Annotated in this window: 27 protein-coding genes; 21 read left to right on the top strand and 6 right to left on the bottom strand. The window is 53.1% G+C overall.

The genetic code is table 11. The features are described from left to right. The first annotated feature begins 460 nt into the window (after nucleotides 1-460). Both ABKW30_RS18225 and ABKW30_RS18220 read left to right on the top strand, forming a co-directional pair. Nucleotides 461-1,864: an L-serine ammonia-lyase gene (locus ABKW30_RS18225; protein ID WP_348600321.1), complete on the top strand. Its 1,404-nt coding sequence runs from the start codon at nucleotides 461-463 to the stop codon at nucleotides 1,862-1,864. Between the two features lie 66 nt (nucleotides 1,865-1,930). After that, nucleotides 1,931-2,368, top strand: a complete 438-nt coding sequence (locus ABKW30_RS18220; RefSeq protein WP_348600320.1) for a DUF1489 family protein — start codon at nucleotides 1,931-1,933, stop codon at nucleotides 2,366-2,368. A gap of 4 nt (nucleotides 2,369-2,372) precedes the next feature. On the opposite strand, the gene ABKW30_RS18215 is transcribed toward ABKW30_RS18220, so the two are convergent. Continuing rightward, nucleotides 2,373-2,642: a hypothetical protein gene (locus tag ABKW30_RS18215; protein ID WP_348600319.1), complete on the bottom strand. Its 270-nt coding sequence runs from the start codon at nucleotides 2,640-2,642 to the stop codon at nucleotides 2,373-2,375. A 50-nt stretch (nucleotides 2,643-2,692) separates the two neighbouring features. Further along, the gene (locus ABKW30_RS18210; protein WP_348600318.1) at nucleotides 2,693-4,036 is read right to left on the bottom strand and encodes a D-alanyl-D-alanine carboxypeptidase family protein; all 1,344 of its coding nucleotides are present in this window, start codon (nucleotides 4,034-4,036) and stop codon (nucleotides 2,693-2,695) included. Between the two features lie 281 nt (nucleotides 4,037-4,317). Here ABKW30_RS18210 and ABKW30_RS18205 point away from each other — a divergent pair, with 281 nt between their 5' ends. From ABKW30_RS18205 to ABKW30_RS18185, 5 genes are all read left to right on the top strand, one after another. After that, entirely contained in the window at nucleotides 4,318-4,650 is a 333-nt protein-coding gene (locus ABKW30_RS18205) for a phasin family protein (RefSeq protein WP_348600317.1), read from the top strand. A gap of 216 nt (nucleotides 4,651-4,866) precedes the next feature. Next, the gene (gene clpS, locus ABKW30_RS18200; protein WP_162130135.1) at nucleotides 4,867-5,199 is read left to right on the top strand and encodes an ATP-dependent Clp protease adapter ClpS; all 333 of its coding nucleotides are present in this window, start codon (nucleotides 4,867-4,869) and stop codon (nucleotides 5,197-5,199) included. A 6-nt stretch (nucleotides 5,200-5,205) separates the two neighbouring features. Continuing rightward, entirely contained in the window at nucleotides 5,206-7,674 is a 2,469-nt protein-coding gene (gene clpA / locus ABKW30_RS18195; protein WP_348600316.1) for an ATP-dependent Clp protease ATP-binding subunit ClpA, read from the top strand. 102 nt (nucleotides 7,675-7,776) lie between these two features. Continuing rightward, a complete protein-coding gene (locus ABKW30_RS18190; protein ID WP_348600315.1) occupies nucleotides 7,777-8,496 on the top strand; it encodes an AzlC family ABC transporter permease in 720 nt (239 codons plus the stop codon). Next, on the top strand, nucleotides 8,493-8,837 hold the full coding sequence (locus tag ABKW30_RS18185; protein ID WP_348600314.1) for an AzlD domain-containing protein: 345 nt from the start codon (nucleotides 8,493-8,495) through the stop codon (nucleotides 8,835-8,837). Before ABKW30_RS18190 ends, ABKW30_RS18185 begins: the two co-directional genes overlap by 4 nt. Here the strand turns inward: ABKW30_RS18185 and ABKW30_RS18180 are convergent. The 4 genes from ABKW30_RS18180 to ABKW30_RS18165 form a co-directional block, all read right to left on the bottom strand. After that, entirely contained in the window at nucleotides 8,832-9,263 is a 432-nt protein-coding gene (locus tag ABKW30_RS18180) for an HIT family protein (RefSeq protein WP_348600313.1), read from the bottom strand. The genes ABKW30_RS18185 and ABKW30_RS18180 overlap by 6 nt on opposite strands. Nucleotides 9,264-9,347: 84 nt before the next feature. Continuing rightward, entirely contained in the window at nucleotides 9,348-10,532 is a 1,185-nt protein-coding gene (locus ABKW30_RS18175; protein ID WP_348600312.1) for a GNAT family N-acetyltransferase, read from the bottom strand. 104 nt (nucleotides 10,533-10,636) lie between these two features. Continuing rightward, complete coding sequence (locus ABKW30_RS18170; RefSeq protein WP_348600311.1) at nucleotides 10,637-11,356, bottom strand: glycerophosphodiester phosphodiesterase; 720 nt, start codon at nucleotides 11,354-11,356, stop codon at nucleotides 10,637-10,639. 2 nt (nucleotides 11,357-11,358) lie between these two features. Beyond that, nucleotides 11,359-11,823, bottom strand: coding sequence for a RidA family protein (locus ABKW30_RS18165; RefSeq protein WP_348600310.1), 465 nt, complete (start codon nucleotides 11,821-11,823; stop codon nucleotides 11,359-11,361). A 157-nt stretch (nucleotides 11,824-11,980) separates the two neighbouring features. Between ABKW30_RS18165 and ABKW30_RS18160 the strand changes: the two genes are divergently transcribed. From ABKW30_RS18160 to lpxB, 14 genes are all read left to right on the top strand, one after another. Next, nucleotides 11,981-12,766, top strand: coding sequence for a cell envelope integrity EipB family protein (locus tag ABKW30_RS18160; protein ID WP_348600438.1), 786 nt, complete (start codon nucleotides 11,981-11,983; stop codon nucleotides 12,764-12,766). A 177-nt stretch (nucleotides 12,767-12,943) separates the two neighbouring features. Further along, nucleotides 12,944-13,741 (top strand): 30S ribosomal protein S2, encoded by a 798-nt coding sequence (rpsB, locus tag ABKW30_RS18155; RefSeq protein ID WP_348600309.1) that lies wholly within the window; start codon nucleotides 12,944-12,946, stop codon nucleotides 13,739-13,741. 219 nt (nucleotides 13,742-13,960) lie between these two features. Next, nucleotides 13,961-14,884 carry a translation elongation factor Ts gene (gene tsf / locus ABKW30_RS18150; protein ID WP_348600308.1) on the top strand — a complete coding sequence of 308 codons (924 nt, stop codon included), beginning with the start codon at nucleotides 13,961-13,963 and terminating at the stop codon, nucleotides 14,882-14,884. Nucleotides 14,885-14,983: 99 nt separating this feature from the next. Further along, entirely contained in the window at nucleotides 14,984-15,706 is a 723-nt protein-coding gene (gene pyrH, locus ABKW30_RS18145; protein WP_348600307.1) for a UMP kinase, read from the top strand. A gap of 36 nt (nucleotides 15,707-15,742) precedes the next feature. Further along, entirely contained in the window at nucleotides 15,743-16,303 is a 561-nt protein-coding gene (frr, locus tag ABKW30_RS18140; RefSeq protein ID WP_348600306.1) for a ribosome recycling factor, read from the top strand. Between the two features lie 39 nt (nucleotides 16,304-16,342). Further along, the gene (locus ABKW30_RS18135; protein WP_348600305.1) at nucleotides 16,343-17,062 is read left to right on the top strand and encodes an isoprenyl transferase; all 720 of its coding nucleotides are present in this window, start codon (nucleotides 16,343-16,345) and stop codon (nucleotides 17,060-17,062) included. 17 nt (nucleotides 17,063-17,079) lie between these two features. Continuing rightward, a complete protein-coding gene (locus tag ABKW30_RS18130; RefSeq protein ID WP_348600437.1) occupies nucleotides 17,080-17,886 on the top strand; it encodes a phosphatidate cytidylyltransferase in 807 nt (268 codons plus the stop codon). A gap of 59 nt (nucleotides 17,887-17,945) precedes the next feature. Further along, nucleotides 17,946-19,082 (top strand): RIP metalloprotease RseP, encoded by a 1,137-nt coding sequence (rseP, locus tag ABKW30_RS18125; protein ID WP_348600304.1) that lies wholly within the window; start codon nucleotides 17,946-17,948, stop codon nucleotides 19,080-19,082. 230 nt (nucleotides 19,083-19,312) lie between these two features. Then, nucleotides 19,313-21,715 carry an outer membrane protein assembly factor BamA gene (gene bamA / locus ABKW30_RS18120; protein ID WP_348600303.1) on the top strand — a complete coding sequence of 801 codons (2,403 nt, stop codon included), beginning with the start codon at nucleotides 19,313-19,315 and terminating at the stop codon, nucleotides 21,713-21,715. A 54-nt stretch (nucleotides 21,716-21,769) separates the two neighbouring features. Next, on the top strand, nucleotides 21,770-22,825 hold the full coding sequence (lpxD, locus tag ABKW30_RS18115) for a UDP-3-O-(3-hydroxymyristoyl)glucosamine N-acyltransferase (protein WP_348600302.1): 1,056 nt from the start codon (nucleotides 21,770-21,772) through the stop codon (nucleotides 22,823-22,825). Then, on the top strand, nucleotides 22,818-23,303 hold the full coding sequence (fabZ, locus tag ABKW30_RS18110) for a 3-hydroxyacyl-ACP dehydratase FabZ (protein ID WP_348600301.1): 486 nt from the start codon (nucleotides 22,818-22,820) through the stop codon (nucleotides 23,301-23,303). Before lpxD ends, fabZ begins: the two co-directional genes overlap by 8 nt. Then, nucleotides 23,303-24,127 carry an acyl-ACP--UDP-N-acetylglucosamine O-acyltransferase gene (gene lpxA / locus ABKW30_RS18105; protein WP_348600300.1) on the top strand — a complete coding sequence of 275 codons (825 nt, stop codon included), beginning with the start codon at nucleotides 23,303-23,305 and terminating at the stop codon, nucleotides 24,125-24,127. Before fabZ ends, lpxA begins: the two co-directional genes overlap by 1 nt. After that, nucleotides 24,114-25,004 (top strand): UDP-2,3-diacylglucosamine diphosphatase LpxI, encoded by an 891-nt coding sequence (gene lpxI, locus ABKW30_RS18100; RefSeq protein WP_348600299.1) that lies wholly within the window; start codon nucleotides 24,114-24,116, stop codon nucleotides 25,002-25,004. Before lpxA ends, lpxI begins: the two co-directional genes overlap by 14 nt. Beyond that, nucleotides 25,004-26,179, top strand: a complete 1,176-nt coding sequence (gene lpxB / locus ABKW30_RS18095; RefSeq protein ID WP_348600298.1) for a lipid-A-disaccharide synthase — start codon at nucleotides 25,004-25,006, stop codon at nucleotides 26,177-26,179. Before lpxI ends, lpxB begins: the two co-directional genes overlap by 1 nt. The last annotated feature ends 38 nt before the right edge of the window (nucleotides 26,180-26,217 follow it).

Below are 26,217 nucleotides of genomic sequence, written 5' to 3'. Positions count from 1 at the left end.
GGTATCCTTTATTCGGGCACTTGATGTTACTGTCAATAATTGGCGGCATTCGAATGCACTTATCTCTTGGACTTTCGTCTTGCACACCCTATGTCGTATAAATGCAAGGCAAAGTCGGTGGCTGGCTGCGCCTTTCACGGCCAAACAGCCATTATCGAATACTCCGGATTTCACCTTTTGAGGTTGCTTGAGCCCTTTCTGACCATATTGACCAATTCTGACGGAGGCATGTTGTGACAAGATCAAGCAAAGACAGGAAGACCCGCACTCTGCGTGCGGGCGAGTGGCTTTGCGCTGGAATTGGCGCAACAGGACCCGTCCCTTCGGGTTTCCGCTGGCGGACACCCATTTTGTCAGGCGGCTTCGTCTGATGAACCACATCGGCCTCGCCGCCTTCCGCGTGGATTGTCTCGCCAGTCGAGAAACAGAATACGGCCAATATGGTCGGAAAGGGCTCTAGATGTTCCTGTCGGTTTTCGATCTGTATAAAATCGGCATTGGTCCTTCGAGTTCTCACACAATGGGACCGATGACCGCCGGTGGACAATTTCTCAACGAGTTGAAGAATGGTCAATGGCCACGGCCAACTGGCGTGAAAGTCTATAAGCTGCGCGTTCATCTGCATGGCTCACTGGCTTTTACCGGCATTGGGCATGCCACGGATCGCGCTGTAATCCTTGGATTATGCGGGCTTTTGCCAGCAACTGTCGATCCCAACGAGATGGACTCTCTGCTGGATAAAGTTAAGCAGACCAAGACACTATCGCCGGAAGGTCATCCTACCTATCGTTTCGATCCTGCGGTTGATCTCATCATGGATCGTCGCACAGCGCTGCCGGGACATGCCAACGGCATGGCTTTTGAAGCTTATGATGTCGACGACCGGTTATTGCTGCGGCGCATCTTTTACTCAATCGGCGGTGGTTTTGTTGTAACCGAGGAAGAGCTGGAATCGGCGAAGACCCGCACTGCGCCCAAGGCGGAAACTCATTCTGTGCCATTTCCGTTTAAGAACGCAGCACAGATGATGAGCATGGCCAAGGAGAGTGGCCTTTCCATCGCCGAAATGAAACGTCGCAACGAAGAAATGTTCATGAGCCGCGTTGATTTGAATGCGGGTCTCGATCGAATCTGGTCGGCCATGCGTTCATGTATTGATCGTGGTCTTGAGCAGGAGGGCATCATGCCGGGGGGGCTCAAGGTCAAACGCCGTGCCCGCTATTTGCATGACCGTCTTCAGGAAGAGTGGCGACAGAATCGTATCAATCCCTTGCTCGCCAACGACTGGCTTTCGGTCTATGCGATGGCAGTGAATGAGGAGAATGCTGCGGGCGGCCGCGTTGTGACGGCGCCGACAAATGGCGCTGCGGGCGTCGTTCCGGCGGTGCTGCGCTATTATCTGCACTTTCATGAAGATGCCGATCAGGATGGCATTCGCGACTTTCTGCTGACCTCAGCAGCCATCGGCGGCATTGTGAAGACCAATGCGTCAATTTCGGGTGCCGAGGTTGGTTGTCAGGGCGAAGTAGGCTCTGCTTCAGCCATGGCCGCAGCTGGACTTGCGGCAGTGCTTGGTGGAACACCCGAGCAGATTGAGAATGCTGCAGAAATCGCGCTGGAACACCATCTTGGCATGACCTGCGATCCTGTGGCTGGTCTGGTGCAGGTGCCGTGCATCGAGCGTAATGCTCTGGGTGCGGTTAAAGCTGTTACTGCCGCTTCGCTTGCCGTCAAAGGTGACGGAACGCATTTCGTGCCGCTGGATGCCTGTATTGAGACGATGCGCCAGACAGGCGTGGATATGAATGAACGCTACAAGGAAACCAGCCTTGGCGGATTGGCTGTCAATGTCGTTGAGTGTTGAATTGCTACTGTGGAGAAACCGCTGCACAAGGTTGACCACGCAACCTTAAAGCGTAAATGCTAGCTTATGGCTCTCAATCTCGTAAAACTCTGTGTCGGCTGCACTGCAATCGAAGATCTTGCAGCGTGGATCGATTTTCGTCTTGATGAACGCAGGCGTGCAGGCTTGCCTGCAGAGCAGTTTCATACGACCCGCATGGTGCCCAAGCGCGCAGAAGAGCTTCTTGACGGAGGATCGCTCTATTGGGTGATCAAGGGTAATATCCAGTGCCGCCAGCGTTTGACTGATCTTCGCACATTTACCGATGATGAGGGTATTTCGCGCTGCAATCTTGTGCTGGAGCCACGCATCATCGTGACAGAATGGCAGCCTCGGCGTGCGTTTCAAGGCTGGCGTTATCTTACCAGCGAGGATGCACCTCCGGATGAGGGGCAGGGCAAACACAGTCGAGCCAAATTGCCACCGGAATTGCGAAACGAACTCGCCTCGTTAGGACTGTTGTAAATCCTCAGGAAAGACGCAGGCGCACAGCGGTTACGCCATTGCGGCGTTCGGAGCGAATGCGCAACGAAACCGGCGGCAGTGCAGCGCGGCGGGTTCTTGCCGCTTGGCACAGCAAAACGTTTACAAGGTCCATGGTTTTGAAGGCCGAACTTCCGCGACGGATATCAGCCAGGCGCAAGGCCGCCTGCTGTAGTGCACCTATACCAGCCAGACGAGACTTGGCCGGCTTTGCCGCAAATCCGAATGAACTATCTGTTTCCGTAATACTCGACATTGCCTGAACCCTTTACGCTGAACAATCGGGGCTTCTTCAATCAATGAACCTTACAATTGCGGTGCAATTGCAAAGCAGTTGAAACTTTGCCGTTTCAGGGCGGCGCAAGCGCTGTTCGCGGCTTTCGCAGAGGTGATGCCGGCGAAACGTGCACGATGATAAGTAATTGAACCCTTCTGGAACTTTTCCGTATAGGGCGACAGGCTCGATACAGGCGCGCCAACCTGAGTAATCGCCTTGGAAAGCAGGGCCTTGGCTTCCTGTGGGCTGCCGGTTGAACCAATCTGCACCATCCATCCACCGGGTGAGGCCGAAGCGGTTGTCACGGGATCAACCTCGGAAACATCGCCTTCGCCAACTTCCACTTTAGGTGTTGGGGCAGGGACGCGCAGAATATGCGCTGCCGGTGAATTTACAGGGGCAGGTGCTGCATAGGCAGTGACGACTTCTTCCGGCTCAAGCTCCGGCTCGGCTGCTGCTACCTGACGGCGTACTGGAACCGGAACATCATTTTCAGGAAGTGCCAGTGCTGCAACATTAATTTGGCTGTTCTTGCGGGATGCCAGCAGATTGCCACCATCGCGGCGCGAAGCTGCCGGAAGATACTGAGCGATCAGCTTTGCCATCTGGGCATCGCGTGAACCACCGCTTGTTCCGCCCATGACAACCGCAACAAGTTTCTTGCCGTCGGTATTGACTGACGAAACAAGGTTGAAGCCCGACATGCGGGTATAGCCGGTCTTGATACCATCTACGCCTTCGACCTTTCCAAGGAGGCGATTGTGGCCAACGATACGGCGACCCCGATAGCTGAAGCTGCGGGTGGAGAAATAACTGTAATATTGCGGGAAATGCTCACGAAGCGCGATACCAAGAACTGCAAGGTCGCGTGCTGTCGAATGTTGCTGCCCGTCCGGCAAACCATTTGCATTGCGGAACTGCGTGTTACGCATGCCGAGCTGGCGGGCCTTGTTGGTCATCATGACTGCGAAACGCTGTTCCGAACCGCCGAGATATTCGCCGATGGCAGTCGCTGAGTCGTTGGCCGATTTCGTGATGAGCGAGAGAATCGCAGCTTCCGCGCTGATGGTCTGACCCTTCTGAAAACCGATTTTTGTGGGCGGTTGGGAAGCCGCATAGGCTGAAACCGGAATTGGTGTCGATTTTGAAACCTTGCCTGCGGCCATGGCATCAAAAAGCATATAGAGCGTCATCATCTTGGTCAGCGAGGCCGGATAACGCTTGGCATCTGCATTGGATGAATAAAGAGTTTTACCCGTATTGGCGTCAACGACGATTGCAGCCGCCTTGCTTTGAGCCGCTGCCTGTGTGGCACTCCCCAAACTCAGCCCGGATACAATTGCTACTGCAAGCAGGGCATAAGCCATTTTCATAACTAGTCTGGAACTCTGGCGGGCCGGGTAAAGCACAATCAACACCTGCTCGGTATATGCGTCGAAATTTACTGACGATCAAATGCAGTCAGAACGGATGAGCAGACTTTAGCCGTATCAGCGTTACCAAACTCTTTATGGTAACCGGAAGGTTCACGCTTTTCCGTCGATTTTGATTAATATTTAAGGTTAAAATCCAACGCTTCCTTGAATTTGACTTTTTGTGCAGTGCACACTACCTCTTCAACAACAACAAAAGTTCATTTGAAAAGGTCTGAATTATGGTCACTTCGCTCGGCGCACTGAACGAAAAAAGCAAAGAATTTCTTGGCAGCAGTATGGCAAGCCTTTCGGCGGTGAATGAAGGTTTGCAGGCGATAGCCGGTGAAGCTGCGGACTATTCGAAGCAGTCACTCGAAGATGGTTCGGCGCTCATTCAGAAGCTCGCATCAATCAAGTCACCCCAGCAAGCGTTCCAGACTCACAGTGCTTTCTCGAAAAATGCATACGAAACATTTGTGGCGCAGGCCGCAAAGTTTGGCGAGCTTTACGCCGATCTCGCCAAGGACGCTTTCAAGCCATATGAGTCCATGTTGGTGAAAGTGCGCAAATGAGTGTGCTCTCATAAGGTTGATTTCGGGCCTGCTTGCACTGCAAGCAGGCTTTTTTTATCTTTGAAGCGGCAAATCGCCTTTGCAAGTGTAACTTGATATTGCAAGCTTCAGGATAGGGCTTAAAATTCGTTCATCGCGACCTACATAGAATGTACAGAGCGACACATGGCGACCAGGATGCAGGCAGCAAAAAAGATGAATACGTTTTCACCCACGATGCAGGATGAGGACAAAGGCAATGGCAACGGCCCCGGTCGGGGCACGGCTGTCATTACCCGTACCAAACCAAAGCTGAAAAAACCAAGTCTCTACCGTGTGTTGATTCTCAATGACGATTACACTCCCATGGAATTCGTCATTCATGTTCTGGAGCGTTTTTTCCAGAAGAACAAAGAAGATGCCACCAGGATCATGCTTCATGTGCATAATCATGGAGTTGGTGAATGCGGTGTCTTTACCTATGAGGTCGCGGAGTCCAAGATGACCCAAGTCATGGACTATGCGCGGCAAAACCAACATCCGCTGCAATGCGTGATGGAGAAAAAGTGAGGTTTCATGCCATCTTTCTCACCTAGTCTTGAGCGGGCCCTGCATCAGGCGCTAACCATCGCCAATGAGCATCATCACGAATACGCTACGCTGGAGCATCTGCTTCTTGCGCTGATCGACGATCAGGACGCAAGCAGCGTCATGCGCGCATGCAATGTCGATCTGGTGCAACTTACCCGCACGGTGAACGATTATGTCGATCATGAGCTTGATAATCTGGTTACGGGCTATGACGAAGATTCAAAACCTACTGCTGCGTTTCAGCGCGTGATTCAGCGCGCTGTTATCCATGTGCAGTCTTCAAACCGCGAAGAAGTGACCGGCGCGAACGTGCTTGTTGCTATCTTTGCCGAACGTGAAAGCCATGCGGCTTTCTTCCTGCAGGAACAACAGATGACCCGTTACGATGCGGTCAACTACATTTCCCACGGGATATCCAAGCGTCCGGGCATGTCTGAGCCGCGTACTCCGCTCGGCGCTGAAAGCAACAATGAAGAATCGCATTCTTCGGAGTCCGATGAAGGGACGAAGAAAAAGCAGGATGCGTTGACGGCGTACTGCATCAATCTGAATGACCGCGCCAAAGCCGGTAAAATTGATCCGCTGATCGGTCGTGATCAGGAGATCAACCGCACCATCCAGATTCTTTGCCGCCGTTCGAAGAACAATCCGCTTTATGTTGGCGATCCAGGCGTTGGCAAGACGGCCATTGCCGAGGGACTGGCAAAGCGTATCGTCGAAAAGAAAGTGCCGAGCGTGCTTCAGGACGCAACAGTGTTCTCCCTCGATATGGGAACACTATTGGCTGGAACACGCTATCGCGGTGATTTCGAAGAGCGTTTGAAACAGGTCATCAAGGAACTCGAAGAGTTTCCGGGTGCTGTCCTGTTCATCGATGAAATCCACACGATCATCGGGGCCGGTGCGACATCGGGCGGCGCAATGGATGCGTCCAACCTTCTGAAGCCTGCGCTATCGTCAGGAGCAATTCGTTGCATTGGTTCAACGACTTACAAGGAGTTCCGCCAGTTCTTCGAGAAGGACAGGGCCCTTGTTCGCCGTTTCCAGAAAATCGATGTCAACGAGCCTTCCATCCCTGATGCTATCGAGATCATGAAGGGCTTGCGGCCATATTTCGAAGACTTCCACAAGGTGAAATACACTGTGGAGGCAATCAAATCGGCTGTGGAACTTTCGGCACGCTATATCAACGACCGCAAACTGCCGGACAAGGCAATTGACGTGATCGACGAGACTGGTGCGAGCCAGATGCTGCTGCCGGAGGCCAAGCGCAAGAAGTCAATCGGCGTCAAGGAAATCGAGGCGACTATCGCAACGATGGCCCGGATTCCTCCGAAGACCGTTTCGAAGGATGATGAAGCCGTTCTTTCTAACCTCGAAGCTGAGTTGAAGCGCGTCGTCTATGGTCAGGATTTGGCTATCGAAGCACTGTCTTCATCGATCAAGCTGGCGCGTGCCGGACTGCGTGAACCTGAAAAGCCAATCGGCTCTTACCTGTTCTCCGGCCCCACCGGCGTCGGCAAGACCGAGGTTGCCAAGCAATTGGCTGCATCTTTGGGTGTCGAACTCCTGCGTTTCGATATGTCGGAATATATGGAGCGTCACACGGTTTCGCGTCTGCTCGGTGCACCTCCCGGTTATGTAGGGTTCGATCAGGGTGGTCTTTTGACCGATGGAGTCGATCAGCATCCGCATTGCGTATTGCTGTTGGACGAAATCGAGAAGGCGCATCCGGACCTGTTCAACATACTGTTGCAGGTTATGGATCACGGCAAACTGACGGATCACAACGGTAAGCAGATTGATTTCCGCAACGTCATCCTCATCATGACGACGAATGCGGGTGCTTCGGATGCAGCCAAGGCAGCTATCGGCTTCGGCTCCTCGCGTCGCGAAGGCGACGATCTGGAAGCGATCAACCGCCTGTTCACGCCGGAATTCCGCAATCGTCTCGACGCTATCGTGCCGTTCGGTCCGTTGCCTGTTCCAGTTATTCATCAGGTGGTGCAGAAGTTTGTTATCCAGCTTGAGGCACAGCTTGCCGATCGCGGCGTAACATTCGATCTGCAGCAGGAAGCAATCGCCTGGCTGGCTGACAAAGGCTATGATGATCGCATGGGTGCACGTCCGCTTGGCCGTGTCATTCAGGAATACATCAAGAAGCCATTGGCTGATGAGGTTCTGTTCGGGAAACTCAGGAAGGGCGGCACCGTCAAGGTTACAGTCGGTGAGAAGCCTGATGGTTCCCGTGGTCTCGTGCTTGACTACATAGCTGACGAGGTTGTGGTTAAGCCGAAGAAGGAAATACCGGTCGACAAAAAGCCGTTGGCACGAAAGAAGCCAGCGCCGAAAAAGCCGGTGCTGGAGAAGGCTTCGGCAGATGTCATCAGCGATGACCGCCCCACGGCGGCAACGCCCAAGGCCTCCGTGCCTAAGGTACCGCGCAAGAAATAGTAAAAAGGCCACCTCCGGGTGGCCTTTTTCTTGCCGACTACAAAACTAGCGTTTAACGCTTGAGGCATGGCTGATTCCGGAATCCCCACCGAAGAAACACAGATGCCTGAGCGTACGCCGCTCGGCTGGTTTCTGGCCGGTGCTTCTCTGATCGGAAGTATTCCAGCGCTTATTCTCATGACCGCTCATGTCGGGTTTGCGGGGTTTGCCAGCGAGAACGGCGTTACCATGCTGCAAGCAACATTCATGGTGGCTTCGATTTGGGCGCTTCCCGCTAATATCGTGTTGATAGGCGCGATTTCCGGCGGGTATTCGATTGTTGCGACGGCAATCGCGGTTGGTTTGTCTTCCATAAGGCTCATGCCAATGGTTGCTGCCTTCATACCGGAAGTACGAGGACCGAGAACCAGAAAGCGGGCGCTGATTCCGCTTGCACATTTCATAGCGATCACCGCGTGGGTGGTTGGCATGGAAAAACTGAAGCATGTGCCACGCGACATGCGCCTGACATTCTTTGCGGGTCTGGGAATCACGCTCACGACGGTTAATACGCTCGTTGTAGCTGTGGTCTACTGGTTGTCGGCAAGCTTTCCACCGCTTGTCTTTGCTGCCCTGTTTTTCCTGACACCCATGTATTTTCTCGCATCACTCTGGGGCTCGGCACATGATCGTTCCGTTCACGTGGCCATGGTTTCGGGACTGCTGCTCTTTCCTGTGATCCACTATATTGCCCCGGCTTACGATCTGCTTCTGACTGGTTTTGCCGGGGGCTTGGTGACGATGGCCTATGTGCGGCTTGCGCGTATGCGGAGGCCGACATGACCTGGCAAAGTCTTTCTGACTGGTGGTGGCCTTACGTCTTCATTCTGCTGGGCGGGGCATTTCCCACCTACATCTGGAGGTTTATCGGCGTATTCATTGGTGGACGCGTCAGTGAAGACTCCGAAGCACTGGTCATTGTGCGTGCCGTGGCTACCTCACTGGTCGCTGGCGTTATCGCGCAGTTGATCCTCTATCCAAGTGGTGCCTTGGTGGAATCATCCATATATTTAAGAGTGGGTGCTGCACTCGCCGGATTTCTCGCCTACCTCTATCTCGGCAGGCGCGTCATTATCGGCGTTGTTGTCGGTGAAGCGATCCTGATCGCAGGTCTGCTTTTATAGGCTTCCTAAAGCAGTCCTGATCTTTTCCGCATCGGCCGCAAGCACGGCATTATCTTCCATCGTGTTGTTATGCGGCTTGAGCGCAACTCCCTCAAAACGCGGGATTATATGAAAGTGCAGGTGAAAAACCGTCTGCCCGGCGGGAGCTTCATTGAACTGCGCAATGCTTACACCGTCTGCATCGAAGGCTTTGACCACAGCTTGAGCAATTTTCTGCGTGGTGGCGATGGCTGCGGAAAGATCGTTTGCACCGACATCAAGAAGGTTGCGGCTTTGCGATTTGGTCAGCACGAGGCAATGGCCTTTTCCCTGCGGCATCACATCCATCAGCGCATAGGTGCTGTCGTCTTCGTAAATCTTATGAGACGGAATTTCTCCACGGAGAATACGCGCGAATATATTGTTGCTATCGTATTGCTGGCTCATGCTGTGCGTGTCCTTACAAAATCATGGCTGATGTTTGAACATGCTCTGCTGATGGGTCAAGCGCATTTAAAATGGCTTGATAGTTTATTGGTCGGATTTCTTGAACGGGGCATGCTCGTTCAGCGCTTCGCTTATCAAGGCGACGTCAGCGCGTTCATGTCTCAGAAAATCATTGACCGCACGCCGCAATCCTTCATGGGCGATGTAATGCACCGAGTTGGTAATGACCGGAAGGTAGCCGCGTGCCAGCTTGTGCTCCCCTTGCGCGCCAGCTTCAACAACACGCAATTTACGCTCAAGCGCAAAATCGATGGCCTGATGGTAACAGACTTCGAAATGCAGAAAGCGGTGGTCTTCAATACACCCCCAGTTACGGCCATAAAGTCTGTCAGATCCGATGAAATTGATCGCGCCAGCAATATAGTGGCCGTCGCGGCGAGCCATGACGAGCATGATGTCGTCAGGCATACGTTCACCGATCAGCTCGTAGAACTTGCGATTGAGGTAGGGGCGACCCCATTTGCGACTGCCGGTATCCATGTAGAAAGTATAGAAATCATCCCAAACTTCAGGGGTTAGCTGGCTGCCGGTCAAGCGCTCAATGGTAATGCCATTGGCCACAGCCTCCCGCCGCTCTTTCTTCAGGGCTTTGCGTTTGCGTGAAGCCAGTGTGTCGAGGAACTCGTCATAGTCCGCATATTCATCATTGATGAAATGGAATTGCTGATCGACGCGATGCAGGAACCCCGCCTCGTTAAACGATGCAAGGTCGTCTTCGTTGACAAAAGTGGAGTGTGCCGATGAGACTTTTAGCTGCGTGGCTAGTTGCTGCAGGCCGTTGGCTAGTGCTGCGCGCACTGTATCGCCATCCCAATCACCATTGACCAGAAGGCGCGGTCCGGTTGCCGGGGTGAAGGGGATACTGGCTTGCAACTTTGGATAGTAGCGTCCGCCAGCGCGCTCAAATGCGTCGGCCCAACCATGATCGAACACGTATTCGCCTTGGCTATGACTTTTCAAATAACAGGGAACGGCACCGATGAGTGTGCCGCATTCATCCTCCAGCCGAAGGTATTGAGGTAGCCAGCCAGCCTTCGTTGCAACGCAACCAGAGTCTTCAAGTGCTGACAAAAAGGCGTGGGAGATAAACGGGTTGTAGTATGGCTGGTCGCGGGACGTTCCAGCCAGTTGCGACCATTCCACGGGCGTGAAACCGCCAATGCCTTCGCAGACACGCAAGGTAAAATTGCCTTGTTCGAGATTTTGCATCGGCGAGATTGGCTTTCCATAAGCGAAGGTGAACCGGAGGCTATGCATCCGGTTCAAACACTAAGCTAGGTGATTGATTTGCCGATACAAGAGGCAAGGCAATCTTATGCTATGCGCGGGTCAAATCCTTCGAAAGTGATCTGGTCGGCGAGAGCATCGCTTTTCGCCTTATCTTCAGCGCTACGCACAGTCCAAGAGATTACCGGCAGGTCGAGGTGCGAGCGAACAAACTCCAGAAAACGATTCTCCAGATGATGAACACTGTAGGAGACGAAATCGATTTCATACGCCAGCATCGAGAAATGGGCTTCCATATCCTCATCGCGCAGGCCGTCAGCGGTCAGACCCGCCGGAATGCCGGGCGCGTCCTTGCTGAACAGCCGGATAAGATGATGATCGAAAGACATGATGGCGGCCTGACCATCATAGCCGGCAAGATCATTGGCTACGGCCTTGACCAAACCGTCGTCACGTCCCGCGATACCTTTAAGTTCGATGATAATAGGTACGCGCCCATCAATTAGTTTGAGCGCGTCGGCCAAAGTGGGAATGCGGTCTTTCGTGCCGCCAACGCGTATTTCACCAGCCTGCTGCGCGGTGAGTTCGTCAATATTGCCCTTTTGGCCGGTAACGCGATCCAATGTGCCATCGTGAAAGACAACAGCTTTGCCATCGGCTGACAGGTGGACATCGCATTCAATGGCATAGCCCGCACTTGCCGCTGCATCAAAGGCGGAAAGAGTATTTTCCCAACGCTTGTTGTTGAGATCGTGCAAGCCGCGATGGGCTATCGGCGTATTCTTCAACCAGTCAATCGATGGCATAATCAGCGAACCTCAATAATGGCTTCGATTTCAACCGGGGCATTAAGGGGCAAGGCGGCGGTTCCGACAGCAGAGCGTGCATGACGACCCGCATCGCCGAGGGCTGCAACAAGCAGATCAGAAGCACCGTTAGCTACGAGGTGCTGTTCCGTGAACGTTGGCGTCGAGGCAACAAACACGGTAATTTTCACAATCCGGACAATCCTTTCAAGATCGCCAAGCGCGGCCTTTGCCTGAGCCAGAATGTTCACCGCGCATGCCTGCGCGCAAGCCTGACCCTGCTCTACATCCAGATCCGAACCGACTAAACCGGTGTGGACGAGCTTGCCGCCGACCAATGGCAATTGACCTGATGTCAGCAAAAGGTTTCCCGTCTGCATAAAGGGCACGTAATTTGCGGCAGGGGCTGCAGCAACGGGAAGGGTGATGCCGAGTTCGCCGAGGCGGGATTCGATGGGATTGCTCATGATTTGTTATCCTTGTGTTTCGGAATCGCAATTGATTGTGATGGAAGTTGCGATTTTTGCCTCGCTTCCGCCAAGAGTTTTTTTAATATGCACGTTCAAATAGTGGAGAATCTTGTCTATGCGCGTTTTACCCGTCCTTGTTTGCAGTCTCGGCGTCATGGCTCTGAGTGGCTCCAGCATGACATTTGCCGCCGGAACTGCAACGCTGGTTCCTCATCGCGCGATCTATGACCTGAAATTGGACAACGCGCAGGACTCCAGCGGCATAACAGGGCTGACAGGCCGCATGGTCTATGAATTCAATGGTTCCGACTGCGAAGGCTATACAACCAATTTCCGATTTGTGACTAGAGTCGACATGGAAGAGCAGCCGCAAAGGGTGACGGATCAGCAGACAACGACATTCGAGACAGCGAACGGCGAGAAGTTCCGCTTCGTCAACAAGACATTCGTTGACCAGAGCCTGACAAAGGAAGTGCGCGGTGATGCATCGCTGCTGAAGGACAAGACGGAAATCTCGCTGACCAAGCCGGTCGCATCCAAGGAAGACCTTGATCTTTCGCAATTCCCGACGCGCCACATGCAGGAATTGATCGAAAAGGCGCTTGCCGGCGAGGTTTTCTACCAGACCAAGCTTTTTGATGGCTCGGAAGACGCCAACAAGATCATGGCGACCACGGTTGTCATCGGCAAATCGGGCGTGGCCGAGCCAGACGACGAAATAAAGCACATGGGCCCGTTGGCCAAAGACGCGACGTGGCCGGTTTCGATCGCCTATTTCGACGAGAAGGAAAAGGCAGAAGGATTGCCGAGCTACCGCATCAACTTCAAGATGTATCGCAATGGCGTAACACGCGACCTTAAAATGGATTACGGCGATTTCTCCATGACCGGCAAGCTGGTAAATCTGGAGCTGTTCGATGCGCCGAAGTGCAAGAAGTAGAGCAGGGCTGAAGTCTTTTATGCGCGACGCCCTTGCGTTTGCCGCGATTATCCATTAACAGCCGCTTCATTCCACACACGGGATTTGGGTTGATATCGGGAGAAATCCGATATGGCCTCCGGTGGCGGGTTTCCCGCCTCTTCCCGTGGAGGTTCAACCGGAAAAGGAAAATACAAGATGGCATTGCCTGATTTCAGCATGCGTCAGCTCTTGGAAGCTGGCGTTCACTTCGGCCACCAGACACATCGCTGGAACCCGAAAATGGCACCATACATTTATGGTTCCCGCAACAACATTCACATTCTCGACCTTGCCCAGACCTATCCGCTGCTCAACACAGCTCTGAAGAAGGTTTCGGACACCGTTGCCCGTGGCGGCCGCGTTCTGTTCGTTGGCACCAAGCGTCAGGCTTCGGACATCATTGCCGATGCTGCAACCCGTTCTGCCCAGTATTACGTTAATGCCCGCTGGCTCGGCGGCATGATGACAAACTGGAAGACGATTTCGAATTCCATTCAGCGTCTGCGCAAGCTTGACGAACTTCTTTCCGGCGAAGCACAGGGCTTCACCAAGAAGGAGCGTCTGAACCTTGACCGCGAACGCGAGAAGCTCAACCGCGCTCTGGGCGGTATCAAGAACATGGGTTCGGTTCCTGACCTGATCTTCATCATCGATACCAACAAGGAAGCGATTGCAATTCAGGAAGCCAAGCGTCTCGGTATTCCAGTTGTTGCAGTGATCGACTCCAACTGTGATCCGGACCAGATCGATTTCCCGATCCCCGGCAATGATGATGCTTCCCGCGCTATCTCGCTTTATTGCGATCTGGTTGCCAAGGCAGCTCTCGACGGCATTCTTCGCCAGCAGGGTTCGCTCGGCGTTGACGTTGGCGCACAGGAAGAAGCTCCTGTTGAGCCAGCTCTCGAAGCTTCGACTGAAGAAGCTCCTGCACAGGAAGGTGAAGCCTCCGCTTGAGGCTTCATACACCCGTCTTATCGGGTGGTTAAAAACGATTCGACTGGCGCATGATGCGCCGCAAAGTTGGCATGCTGGTTCACCAGTATGCCTTCGTTTTTAAAGTGGTTTGGCATCGATAGATCGTGAAGCCACTTTATCTTTTTGTTTTCACGCAGTTTCGAACGGAAAGCCGATCCGTGTTTTCCTTGGGGATTGCTTTGAGAAGAGGCGATTAGAATGAGCATTACCGCAGCACAAGTAAAAGAACTCCGCGAAATCAGCGGCGCTGGCATGATGGATTGCAAGACAGCCCTGACCGAAACCAATGGTGATATGGAAGCCGCTGTCGACTGGCTGCGTGCGAAAGGTATTTCCAAGGCTGACAAGAAGGCTGGCCGCACGGCTGCCGAAGGTCTGGTAGGCGTTGCAACCAACGGCAAGAAGTCGGTTGTTGTTGAAGTCAATTCCGAGACCGATTTCGTTGCCCGCAACGACGCGTTCCAGGACATCGTTCGCAACGTTGCGAATGTTGCACTGACAACAGACGGTTCGACCGCTGCTGTTGCTGCAGCAACCTATCCTTCAACCGGCAAGTCGGTTGTGGACACGATCAAGGATGCTGTCGGCACCATCGGTGAAAACCTTTCGTTCCGCCGCTCGGCTGCGTTGAGCGTCAACGAAGGCGTCGTCGCGACATACATCCACAACGGTGTTTCGGATGGTCTTGGTAAGCTTGGCGTTCTCGTTGCTATCGAAACCGCAGGCAATGCCGATGCAGCAAATGCATTCGGCCGCCAGGTTGCGATGCACGTTGCTGCGACCAACCCGCTTGCATTGACTGCTTCGGAAGTTGATCCGGCAGCTGTTGAGCGTGAAAAGGCTGTATTTACCGAGTCTGCTCGCCAGTCTGGCAAGCCAGACAACATCATCGAGAAGATGGTCGAAGGCCGTCTGCGCAAGTTCTATGAAGAAGTTGTTCTTCTTTCGCAGGCATTCGTCATCAACCCTGACCTGACTGTCGAAGCCGCTCTCAAGGATGCGGAAAAGGCAATCGGCGCACCGGCAAAGATTACGGCATTCGCCCGCTTTGCTCTGGGTGAAGGCATTGAAAAGGAAGAAACAGACTTTGCAGCAGAAGTTGCAGCAGCTGTTAAGAAGTAATATTCAGTGACTTAAACATGGGGGCATCGCGTGACAACGCGATGCCCTTCGTGTATCCGGAATTTACATTCAATTAGAAAAGACCCTGAGGGAAACTCCATGGCTGGTACGGCTGTCTACAAACGCGTTCTGCTGAAGGCCTCCGGTGAAGCTCTGATGGGCGATCAGGGTTTTGGCATTGATGTTGCGGTTGCCGACCGTATTGCCAGCGATATTGCCGAGGCGAGGGCTCTTGGGGTTGAAGTTGGCGTGGTCATCGGCGGCGGAAATATTTTCCGCGGTGTCGCTGTGGCCTCCAAAGGTGGTGACCGTGTTACCGGTGACCACATGGGCATGCTCGCAACAGTCATCAATTCGCTCGCCCTTCGCACTTCCCTTGTGAAACTCGGCATTGATACCGTGGTGCTTTCGGCTGTCGCCATGCCGGAATTCTGTGAGACATTCTCGCAGCGATTGGCCACAGCCTATATGGATATGGGCAAGGTGGTGATTTTCGCTGGCGGCACAGGCAACCCGTTTTTCACCACCGATTCAGCAGCTGCGCTTCGCGCTGCGGAAATCAGCGCTGATGCCTTGTTCAAGGGCACGCAGGTGGATGGCATTTACTCGGCTGATCCAAAAAAAGACCCGAATGCCGTGCGATTTGACCATTTGACCCATAAAGACGTACTTGATCGTGGCCTTGCCGTGATGGACACGACGGCCGTTGCGCTTGCGCGTGAGAACAACATCCCGATTATCGTCTATTCAATTCACGAAAAAGGTGGTTTTGCAGAAGTGCTGCAGGGTAAAGGACGTGCAACAGTCGTATCCGACAGCTAATTTGCCTGATCGCCCAAGAATATAGGAGCATTGAGTATGAGTGATGCACTCGATTTGAACGATTTGAAGCGCCGCATGGATGGCGCCGTGCAGGCACTGAAGCACGATCTTGGCGGTCTTCGTACCGGGCGAGCTTCTGCAAGTCTGCTCGAGCCGATTACTGTCGAGGCTTATGGCTCGCAAATGCCCCTCAATCAGGTTGCGAATATCACTGTGCCTGAATCGCGCATGTTGTCCGTATCTGTCTGGGACAAGTCAATGGTTGGCAAAGTTGAACGCGCAATTCGCGAATCCGGGCTGGGCCTCAATCCTATTACCGATGGAAACAATCTTCGCATACCTTTGCCGGAGCTTAATGAGCAGCGCCGCAAGGAACTCGTCAAGATTGCCCATCAGTATGTCGAGCAAGCCAAGGTGGCTGCGCGTCATGTTCGTCGCGACGGCATGGACGAATTGAAGAAGCTTGAAAAGGATGGCGATATCAGCCAGGACGATAACCGCGTCCTATCCGAAAAGGTCCAAAAGCTGACGGATGACACAATCGCCGAAATGGATAAGGTTGTGGCTGTTAAAGAAGCGGAAATTATGCAGGTTTAGAACTATAGTCAGTTCTAATATCCATCGGAGGTCCAACCCATGTCCAACCCGCGCCACATTGCCATCATCATGGATGGAAATGGCCGTTGGGCGAAGGCCAGGGGCCTGCCGCGTGCTGCTGGACACAAGGCTGGCGTAGAGTCTCTCCGCGGGACAATTCGCGCTGCCGGGAAGATGGGTATTCCCTTTCTGACGCTTTTTGCCTTTTCCTCGGAGAACTGGTCTCGGCCCCGTTCTGAGGTTTCCGATCTCATGGGGCTTTTGAAGTTATTTATTCGCCGTGATCTTGCGGATCTGCACCGGGAAAATGTTCGCGTTCGCATTATTGGAGAGCGTGAGGGGCTTGCAAAAGATATCCTCGGGCTTTTAAGCGAAGCTGAGATACTTACTGAAAAGAACCAGGGGCTGACCCTTGTGATCGCTTTCAACTACGGCTCGCGCAATGAAATTACCCGTGCTGTGAAGCAACTGGTTGACGATGTTGCAGCGGGCATAATCGCAAGCGATGCGATTACAGCGGAAGCGATATCCGCGAGACTCGACACGGCAGATATGCCGGACCCGGACATGATTATCCGCACCAGCGGCGAGATGCGGCTTTCGAATTTCCTCCTCTGGCAGGCGGCTTATTCAGAATTCATGTTCTTGCCATGTTATTGGCCGGATTTCCGTCCATCACATCTCGCAGAAGCGGTAGAAACCTTTCAATCGCGAGAACGCCGTTTCGGTGGAGTTACGGCACAGGAAATCGCTCTGTGATTCTTTCCGGCAATGGGCTGTCCAATCTGCAAAAACGCATACTGAGTGCAATTGTTCTGATAGCTATTGCCGTTGTTCTGACGTGGACAGGGGGATTCGGCTTCGGCCTGCTTGCCAGCGCAATAGGGCTGAGCGTGCTGTTCGAATGGCAGTCCATGTCCAAAGATCGCATGAACAATTTGACAGCCGGGCTGTCGTGGGTGGTCTTGATCGCCACGTTGCTGGTGCTTTTGTTTACGCAGCATGTTTTGGCGATGTTCTGCATTTTATTTGCCGGGGCTGCGGTTATTGCCGCGCTGGGCGGGCGACAGTCTGGATACTGGCCCGCAGCAGGGCTGATCTACGCGGGTTTTCCCGCGATCTCGCTTACATTGTTGCGCGGCGACACCGGGGACGGTTTTGCAGCAATCCTGTTTTTGTTTGCAGTGGTGTGGGCGACCGATATTTTCGCCTATTTCAATGGCAGGGCACTAGGCGGGCCGAAGCTTGCACCACGGTTCTCGCCTAACAAGACATGGTCTGGCGCAATTGGCGGTACTGCGGCTGGCGTTGCAGCCGGGGTGGCATGCGCTTCATTCATTACTCCCGGCGGTGGTATGGCTTTGCCTTTTATCGCGCTGCTGATTTCAATCATCGCGCAGTTTGGAGATCTTGGCGAATCCTGGATGAAGCGGAAGTTTGGCGCGAAAGATTCTGGCACGCTGATTCCCGGTCACGGTGGCGTGATGGACCGTGTTGATGGGCTTGTCGCTGCCGCTGCATTGCTATACGTCATCGGAGCAATTCTGGTAACGCCGGAAACGCCATACGACATACTTTTCTAGACGGCTGAGCTTCCGGGGCCTTTTGGCTTATTCATTGAGTTGCGGGCCCGGAGGACACTTTGACAGATTTGTTGCACACGGTTTTTGGTACTCAAAGCGTGCTAGTAGGAACGATCCTGCCGTTTCTCATTGTTTTGACTGTCGTGGTTTTTGTCCACGAGATGGGCCACTATCTGGTGGGGCGTTGGTGCGGCATCGGTGTAAAAGCTTTTTCGATTGGCTTCGGGCCCGAATTAATCGGATTCAATGATTCAAAGGGAACGCGCTGGAAGCTTTCTGCCATTCCACTCGGCGGCTATGTAAAATTTGCCGGCGATGAAGACGTTTCCAGCTCCACAGCCGCCGACGTAACGAAAATGACAGATGCCGAGCGTGCGGTAGCGTTCCATACGCAACCGGTATGGAAGCGGGCGGCTACAGTCTTCGCGGGTCCGGCATTCAATATTTTGCTGACCATCGCTATTTTTTCGGTCTTCTTTGCGCTCTACGGAAAGATGGTATCCGATCCGATGGTTGCTGAGGTGCGCCCCGGCGGTCCGGCAGCTATTGCAGGTTTTCAGCCCGGTGATCGTTTCGTCAGTGTCGATGGTGACAAGGTGGTTACGTTTGCGGACGTACAGCGCCATGTCTCGGCAAGAGGCGGAGATGCCCTCGATTTTGTTGTCGAGAGAGCCGGTAAAGAGGTGCATCTGACGGCGACGCCTGAACTTTCCGAGCAGGAAGATGCGCTTGGCAATAAGGTAAAGGTCGCCGTGATCGGCGTTGTAACCAATCTGCAAGCTGGAAACGTTCGCCGTATTGAATATGGCCCAATCGAATCAGTCGGCCAGGCAGTTCGCGAAAGCGGGTTTATCATTGCCCGCACGGGACAATTCTTCAGCCGGTTTTTCGCGGGCAGGGAAGACAAATGCCAATTGGGCGGACCTGTGAAAATCGCAACGATGGCCGGTCAGGCAGCCAGTCAGGGAATTGATTGGCTGATTCAACTCACTGCCATGCTGTCCATCGGTATCGGGCTGCTCAATCTCTTTCCGCTGCCGCCGCTTGATGGAGGGCATCTGGTCTTTTATGCTGCCGAAGCCGTCATTGGGAGGCCTGTAAAACCTGCAGTACAGGAGTTGTTTTTCCGTGCAGGGTTCCTTTTAGTGCTAGGATTCATGGGATTCGTTATCTTCAACGATCTTTTCGCATGCTGATCAGAAAATTAAACATTAGTGAAAATTTGAGGCGCTTTATGGCAAATCGACATGATCTGTTTACTATACGTGCCGAATGGCGTGGCATGGATGCCACTGTTATGTGGGAAGTAAACAGTTTTTAACCGTAAGCCTTGCGTGTATATAAAAACCGGCTATGACGGTGTACGAGTAATGCTTAGTCCGGGATCTCGCCCGGGTACAACGAGAAACGAAGGTTCATAAGGCCTATGGCGGCAAGTTCAAAATTTGTTGGTGCAGCGTCGGCGCTCGCCATTTCAGCGGCACTCGTCAGTTCGGGTGCGATCGTAACAACGGTCGCAGGCGTGACTACAGCGCATGCAGCCACTGTCAGCCGCATTGAAGTGCGTGGCAATACACGCGTTGATGCACAGACAGTGCGTGACAATGTCGGCATTACGCCCGGCAAGTCATTCTCCAATGCTGATATCGATGCTGCAACCAAGCGCCTTTTTGCTACGGGCTTGTTCAGCGATGTGCGTATCAGCCAATCGGGCGGTGCGCTTGTCGTCACGGTCAACGAAAATCAGGTCGTAAATCAGGTTATCTTCCAGGGTAACAAGAAGATCAAAGATCCTGCGCTGCAGAATGCCGTTCAATTGAAGCCGCGCGCAGCCTTCGATCAGGCAACGCTTGATGCAGATACTGAAGCTGTCCGCGCAGCCTACCGCAATGTTGGCCGCAGCGACGCAACCGTAAACTCGCGTTTGATGGATTTGGGCGAAGGTCGCGTAAACGTTGTCTTCGAAATCAATGAAGGTGACCGCACGAAGATTGCCGCAATCAATTTCGTCGGAAACCAGGCTTTCGGCAATCGCCGCCTGCGTGACGTGATTTCTACCAAGAAGTCCAATCCGTTGTCATGGTTGACCCGCAATGACGTTTACAGCGAAGATCGTTTGCGTGCGGACGAAGAAGCTTTGCGTCGTTTCTATTACAATCGTGGTTATGCAGATTTCCGTGTTGTTTCCTCGACGGCCGATCTCGATGAGTCAACCAATGATTATACAATCAACATCACTGTCGAAGAGGGTGAGAAGTATACGTTTGGTGGTGTTCAGATCGAAAGTTCAGTTGAAGGCGTCGATACCGGCCAGCTGAATGGTCTCGTAGAATCACGCGAAGGCGACACTTATAGCGCCAAGGATGTTGAAGATTCGATCATCAAGGTTTCCGAAAAGGTTGCCGGTCAGGGCTATGCTTTTGCGAAAGTAGAGCCACGGGGCGATCGTAACTTCGAAAACCATACGATTTCGGTTACTTATGCGATTGATCAGGGCCCGCGCGCCTATGTCGAACGCATTGAAATCCGTGGCAACGAAAAGACCCGTGACTTCGTTATCCGTCGCGAGTTTGACGTGAGTGAAGGCGATGCTTTCAATCAGGTTCTGGTTCAGCGCGCCAAGCGTCGTCTTGAGCGTCTTGAGTTTTTCCAGACTGTCAATATTTCGACGGCGCCCGGCTCGCAGCCCGATCAGGTTATTCTGGTAGTGGATGTTATTGAGAAGCCGACAGGCGAATTCTCTATCGGTGGTGGCTATACGACAGGTGGTGAAAGCCCCGGTCCGACAGTGGAAGGCTCGGTTACGGAGCGCAACTTCCTTGGTCGTGGTCAGTATATCCGTATTGGTGCCGGTGGTGGTCTCGATAATAACCGTACCTATTCTCTTTCGTTCACAGAGCCTTATTTCCTCGGTCAGCGTATTCAGGCCGGCTTTGATATCTTCAAGCGTCAATCCGGTGTGAGAGACAAGTACGAAACCGATGTTACCGGTGGAACAATTCGCTTCGGTCTGCCAATCACAGAAGAATTGTCAGCTGGTGTTGCGTACAATCTCTCGCAGGAGAAGTATGAGATTGACGACGATGCAATGATGGACGACCCTGACAATCCAGGCGGGCCGCAGATTCCTAACCCTAGAGAGATTTCTCAGGCATTTGTTGATGCGGCGGAAGACAGCCCATGGATCAAGTCTTCGGTTAGCTGGTCGCTCACTTACAATTCCATTGATGATCTAAAGAACCCGCGGGACGGTATCTACGCCAAGTTCAATCAGGAATATGCAGGTATCGGTGGTGATGCGAACTTCCTGAAAACTACATTCAAGGGTCAGTACTACAAGACTCTTTTGGATGAGCTTGATGTAGTTGGTTTGGTCAGCGTTGGTGCCGGTCACATCGAGGGCTTTGGTGACAAGGGCTTGCGCGTATTTGATACATTCAAGAATACGCAAGACATGATCCGCGGCTTCAAATATGCCGGCATAGGCCCCCGAGATGGAAATACCAAAGACGATGATGGTAGCTTCCTCGGTGGTAAGACTTACTTCAACGCCAGCGTTGAAACACAATTTCCGATGCCGGTTATCCCTGAAAGTTTAGGTATCCGTGGCGCTCTCTTTGCTGACGCTGCGACCCTGTTCGGTAGCGATATCAAAAACTCGAAAGTTGACGTAGAGGGTGATAGCATGGAGTGGCGTGCATCTGCCGGTGCCAGCATCATGTGGGCATCTCCGTTCGGCCCGTTGCGCTTTGACTATGCAGTGCCGATCAAGAAAGTTGATGGCGATCAGGTGCAGAATTTCAACTTCGGCATGTCGAGCAAGTTCTGATAGATTGCTGACCTCCCGGGGGGAGCAAATTTCCCCGGGGGAGAAAGTTAGTCGATGGCCGATCCGATCTTTTATGAGCCACTGTCAAACGTAACCATTGGTCAGATCGCGGATCTGGCCAATGGCGTTCTTGTTGACGGTTCCTTGGCCAATCGCCCTGTATCCCGCTTGGCTTCACTTAATGATTCAGGTCCTGATGCCCTCGTGTTCATCGAGAGCAAGAAACTTGAGCTTGACGTTAGCGGACTAAAAGCTGCTTGCGTCTTATGCACGGAAGCAGTCAGGGCAAGTATCCCCAAAAGTGTTGCCATCATTGTAACACGCCATCCACAGCAGGCTTTCGCTGCCGTTGGTCGCGCGCTTTATCCCAATGCCGTGAATGCGCATTTGTGGAGCGGGCAGACCGGCATTTCATCGCATGCAATCGTGCATGAAACGGCTGAAATTGAAGACGGTGTAACGATTGAACCCGGCGCAATCATCGGCAGCCATGTGTCCATTGGCTCCGGTACAGTAATTGCTGCGAATGTCGTGATAGGCAATGGCTGCAAGATAGGTCGCGATTGCTATGTCGCTCCGAGTTGCTCGGTTCAGTACGCATTTCTCGGGAATAGGGTGCTTTTGCATCCGGGTGTTCGCATTGGTCAGGATGGATTTGGTTATGTGCCGGGCAAGGCTGGTCTCGACAAGATGCCTCAGCTTGGCCGCGTCATTATTCAGGATAATGTAGAGATCGGTGCAAATACGACCGTGGATCGTGGTGCTTTGGCGGATACTGTCATTGGCGAAGGCACAAAAATCGATAATTTGGTGCAGATTGCCCACAATGTGCAGATCGGCCGCCACTGTGTCATTGCGGCGCAATGCGGCATTTCCGGCAGCGTTATTCTTGGTGATATGACACGCCTCGGCGGCAGTGTCGGAATCAAGGATCATGTCACTATCGGCGCGAGTGTTGAAATCGCTGCAGCTAGCGGCGTTATGAATGATATTCCGGACGGTGAGAGGTGGGCCGGCGCGCCTGCCCAACCGTTCAAGCAGTGGTTCCGTGAGATTGCCAGCGTTCGCGCCATGACCCGGACCAAGAAGGAGAGCAGTTCAGATGACTGATACCATGAAAGCGGAGAGCCTTGGGGTTGCGGATATACAGAAACTTCTGGCCAATCTGCCGCATCGCTATCCATTTCTGTTGATCGACAGGATTGTTGATATCGATGCTGACAGATCAGCTACCGGCATTAAGAATGTCAGCATCAATGAGCCGCATTTTGCTGGACATTTTCCCGAACTCCCCATCATGCCGGGTGTTCTGATCATCGAAGCCATGGCGCAGACAGCTGGCGCTATCGTTCTTTTCAACAATGGCAGCGGAAAGCCCGGTCAGGTTTTCTTCATGACCATCGATAATGCCAAGTTCCGAAAGCCTGTTGTGCCGGGTGATCAGTTGAAGCTGCGCGTGACGAAGCTCAAGCAGCGCGGCAATATTCACAAATATGGTTGTATCGCTGAAGTAGACGGTGTGAAGGTTGCTGAAGCTGAAGTTGCTGCAATGGTCAGTTTTCCCGACGAAGAAGTGACCGGGGCTTGATGTCGAGCATTCATCCTACTTCCATAGTCGAGAATGGCGCACAGATTGGCGAAGGCGTAGCCATCGGGCCGTTTTGCCATATTGGTTCTGAAGCGGTCATTGGCGATAATGTAATGCTTTTGAGCCACGTGGTCATAATGGGGCCCACGACACTGGGAGATGGCTCAAAAGTCTATCCGAATGCTGTGCTTGGTGGTGATCCGCAGAACACGAAACACAAGGGCGGGCATACGACACTCATTATCGGCAAGAACTGCGTTATCCGCGAAGGTGTTACCATGCACCGCGGAACGGATGGCAGCCGGGGCATCACGACTGTCGGCGACAATTGCATGTTTCTTGCCTATTCCCATGTCGCTCATGACTGCATTATCGGCGACAATGTTACGTTTTCAAACAATGTGATGATTGGCGGGCATGTCACCATTGGTAACAATGTCATTATTGGCGGCGGTGCCGGCATTCATCAATTCGTACGTGTTGGACACCATGCCTTCATCGGCGGTCTCGCGGCGCTGGCAAGCGATCTCGTGCCTTATGGCATGGCCATTGGTAATCATGCTTATCTCGGGGGCCTCAACATTATCGGGATGAAGCGCTCGGGAATGGCGCGGCCGGAGATTCATAATCTTCGCCATGCTGTCCGGATGCTGTTTGATCGGACAAAATCGATCAAACATCGGGCTGACGATGTCCGTACAGCATTCCCGGAATCGCCTGCCGTGGCTGATCTGATTGATTTCATCAGCACCGATACCAAGCGCGCCTTCTGTACGCCGCCGCTCGATTCTGCAATCGAGATCAGTGACAGTGACGCCAGCTAACGCGCCAAAAACAAAAAAACTGCCAAGGCCTATCACTGGCCGTACCGCAATTATAGCGGGCAATGGCTCCTTGCCGGTGGCTGTTGCTGCAAGTTTGCGCAAAAATGGTGACAACCCTTTGATTATCAACATCAAAGGGGAGGCGGACCCCGAGCTTTATGCCAGCGAACATGCCGAGATATCCATTGTGGAACTCGGTGGCCTGATGAAGATTCTCAAATCCGAAAACATCACCAATGTTGTGCTGGCGGGTGGCATCAAGCACCGGCCGGAGTTTCGGGCTGCGCTTAAACCCGGCAATGGCAATCTGGTCGCACTTTATCGCTTTATGAGAGCTTTTCGGCTGGGCGATGATGGCTTGCTTCGCGCAGTTGTCGCGACGATTGAATCCTACGGTTTCCGGGTGCTCGGTGCTCATGAAATCGTGCCGGATATTCTCGCACCAGCGCCGGGTACGATAACCCGCAAGAAGCCGACACAGGAAGGCATCGAAAATATTCAAGCCGCACGAAAAGCAGCAGTTTTGATAGGCTCGCTCGATATCGGCCAGGCCGCAATAGCAATCGGCCGCCGCGTTGTTGCGCTTGAGGGCGTTGAAGGTACTGACGCCATGTTGCAGCGTGTCGCCGATCTGCGTCAGGCGAAGCGTATAAACCGCAAAGGCGGCGTGCTGGTCAAATGCGCCAAGCCGCAACAGGAAGTCAGGGCGGATTTGCCAGCTATCGGTGTTAGCACTGTTGAAAATGCTGTTAAAGCAGGCCTGAACGGGATTGCTGTTGAAGCAGGGCGCACTCTAATTCTGGCTTATGGCGAAACCATTGCTGCTGCCAATGCGGCTGGCCTGTTTATCCAGACCTTCGAGCAGGAGGAAAGCTGATGGCGGCCGAAAAACCGCTCCGCCTGGCTATTGTGACAGGGGAAGAATCTGGCGACCAGTTAGGCGCTGATCTCATAAGGGCACTCCGCAGCCAGTATGATGGAGAAATCACATTGACTGGAGTCGGTGGCGATCATCTGGCGGAGCTTGGTCTGGACAGCCTGTTTGATCAGCATGAAATAGCTCTAGTCGGCCTCAGTGCCATTGTTCGCAAGTTGCCCCAGCTTATTCGCCGTATTTCGCAGCTTGCCGCTTCAATTGTCGCCGCAAAGCCAGATTGCCTGATAATCATTGACAGTCCCGATTTTACCCATCGTGTAGCCCGCAAGGTAAGGGCGGCTGATCCATCTATACCGATCATAAATTACATCAGCCCATCGGTCTGGGCATGGCGGCCTGAACGCGCCAAAGCAATGCGTTCTTATATAGACCATGTACTGGTTATTCTTCCGTTTGAAGTGCAGGCTCTGAAAGATTTGGACGGACCGGCATCGACTTATGTTGGGCACAGGCTGGTTTCATACGCACCATTGCTCGAAGCTGCGGAGAGAAATCGGGCTCGCAATGCAGGGCTTGGTGATCGTGAGATCAAAAACCTTCTGATACTGCCGGGTTCACGCCGATCCGAAATTACAAGCCTTGTTGACGTATTTGGCGAGACAGCAGAATTGCTTGTCAGCCGCGGCAATCAGATCAATGTGACAATACCAACATTGCCAAGGGTTGAGGGCTTGGTCCGCGAGCTAACTGCGAAGTGGAAGGTGCGGCCTAACATAGTAGTCGGCGAGGCCGAGCGGCTGCGAGCATTTGCAGAGGCAGATGCTGCACTCGCCGCGTCGGGAACAGTGTCGCTGGAGCTGGCTCTGGCGCGGATACCTACAGTATTGTCATATAAGCCGGATTGGCTGGCTCGGACGTTTCTTGCACCGCGTATCAAGATATGGAGCGCTGCTCTGCCGAATATTATAGCCGATGAACCGGTTGTGCCGGAATATTTCAATATATTTGTGCGGGCAGGGTCATTGGCACGGCAGATTGAGCAATTGCTGACACCGGGTTTACGGCGCAACGCGCAGCTTGAGAGTTTCGACAAAATCACCAGATTGATGCAAACGGAACGTCCGGCCGGAGAAATCGCTGCCGAAAAAGTGCTTGAGCTGGCAAAGTCAAAATAGCTGATTGCAAGCTTGCAAATAAAAAAGGCGCCACTCGG

This window comes from Phyllobacterium sp. SB3, assembly GCF_040009165.1.
GTDB lineage: Bacteria > Pseudomonadota > Alphaproteobacteria > Rhizobiales > Rhizobiaceae > Phyllobacterium.
The sequence above is the reverse complement of the archived record's forward strand: the minus strand, read 5'-3'. Positions and strand labels throughout refer to the sequence as shown.

Bases quoted from the DNA above. Each gene is read 5' to 3' on its own strand.
- ABKW30_RS18225 (WP_348600321.1), top strand. From the start codon at position 461: ATGTTCCTGTCGGTTTTCGATCTGTATAAAATCGGCATTGGTCCTTCG.
- ABKW30_RS18220 (WP_348600320.1), top strand. From the start codon at position 1,931: ATGGCTCTCAATCTCGTAAAACTCTGTGTCGGCTGCACTGCAATCGAA.
- ABKW30_RS18215 (WP_348600319.1), bottom strand. From the start codon at position 2,642: ATGTCGAGTATTACGGAAACAGATAGTTCATTCGGATTTGCGGCAAAG.
- ABKW30_RS18210 (WP_348600318.1), bottom strand. From the start codon at position 4,036: ATGAAAATGGCTTATGCCCTGCTTGCAGTAGCAATTGTATCCGGGCTG.
- ABKW30_RS18205 (WP_348600317.1), top strand. From the start codon at position 4,318: ATGGTCACTTCGCTCGGCGCACTGAACGAAAAAAGCAAAGAATTTCTT.
- clpS (WP_162130135.1), top strand. From the start codon at position 4,867: ATGCAGGATGAGGACAAAGGCAATGGCAACGGCCCCGGTCGGGGCACG.
- clpA (WP_348600316.1), top strand. From the start codon at position 5,206: ATGCCATCTTTCTCACCTAGTCTTGAGCGGGCCCTGCATCAGGCGCTA.
- ABKW30_RS18190 (WP_348600315.1), top strand. From the start codon at position 7,777: ATGCCTGAGCGTACGCCGCTCGGCTGGTTTCTGGCCGGTGCTTCTCTG.
- ABKW30_RS18185 (WP_348600314.1), top strand. From the start codon at position 8,493: ATGACCTGGCAAAGTCTTTCTGACTGGTGGTGGCCTTACGTCTTCATT.
- ABKW30_RS18180 (WP_348600313.1), bottom strand. From the start codon at position 9,263: ATGAGCCAGCAATACGATAGCAACAATATATTCGCGCGTATTCTCCGT.
- ABKW30_RS18175 (WP_348600312.1), bottom strand. From the start codon at position 10,532: ATGCAAAATCTCGAACAAGGCAATTTTACCTTGCGTGTCTGCGAAGGC.
- ABKW30_RS18170 (WP_348600311.1), bottom strand. From the start codon at position 11,356: ATGCCATCGATTGACTGGTTGAAGAATACGCCGATAGCCCATCGCGGC.
- ABKW30_RS18165 (WP_348600310.1), bottom strand. From the start codon at position 11,823: ATGAGCAATCCCATCGAATCCCGCCTCGGCGAACTCGGCATCACCCTT.
- ABKW30_RS18160 (WP_348600438.1), top strand. From the start codon at position 11,981: ATGGCTCTGAGTGGCTCCAGCATGACATTTGCCGCCGGAACTGCAACG.
- rpsB (WP_348600309.1), top strand. From the start codon at position 12,944: ATGGCATTGCCTGATTTCAGCATGCGTCAGCTCTTGGAAGCTGGCGTT.
- tsf (WP_348600308.1), top strand. From the start codon at position 13,961: ATGAGCATTACCGCAGCACAAGTAAAAGAACTCCGCGAAATCAGCGGC.
- pyrH (WP_348600307.1), top strand. From the start codon at position 14,984: ATGGCTGGTACGGCTGTCTACAAACGCGTTCTGCTGAAGGCCTCCGGT.
- frr (WP_348600306.1), top strand. From the start codon at position 15,743: ATGAGTGATGCACTCGATTTGAACGATTTGAAGCGCCGCATGGATGGC.
- ABKW30_RS18135 (WP_348600305.1), top strand. From the start codon at position 16,343: ATGTCCAACCCGCGCCACATTGCCATCATCATGGATGGAAATGGCCGT.
- bamA (WP_348600303.1), top strand. From the start codon at position 19,313: ATGGCGGCAAGTTCAAAATTTGTTGGTGCAGCGTCGGCGCTCGCCATT.
- lpxD (WP_348600302.1), top strand. From the start codon at position 21,770: ATGGCCGATCCGATCTTTTATGAGCCACTGTCAAACGTAACCATTGGT.
- fabZ (WP_348600301.1), top strand. From the start codon at position 22,818: ATGACTGATACCATGAAAGCGGAGAGCCTTGGGGTTGCGGATATACAG.
- lpxA (WP_348600300.1), top strand. From the start codon at position 23,303: ATGTCGAGCATTCATCCTACTTCCATAGTCGAGAATGGCGCACAGATT.
- lpxB (WP_348600298.1), top strand. From the start codon at position 25,004: ATGGCGGCCGAAAAACCGCTCCGCCTGGCTATTGTGACAGGGGAAGAA.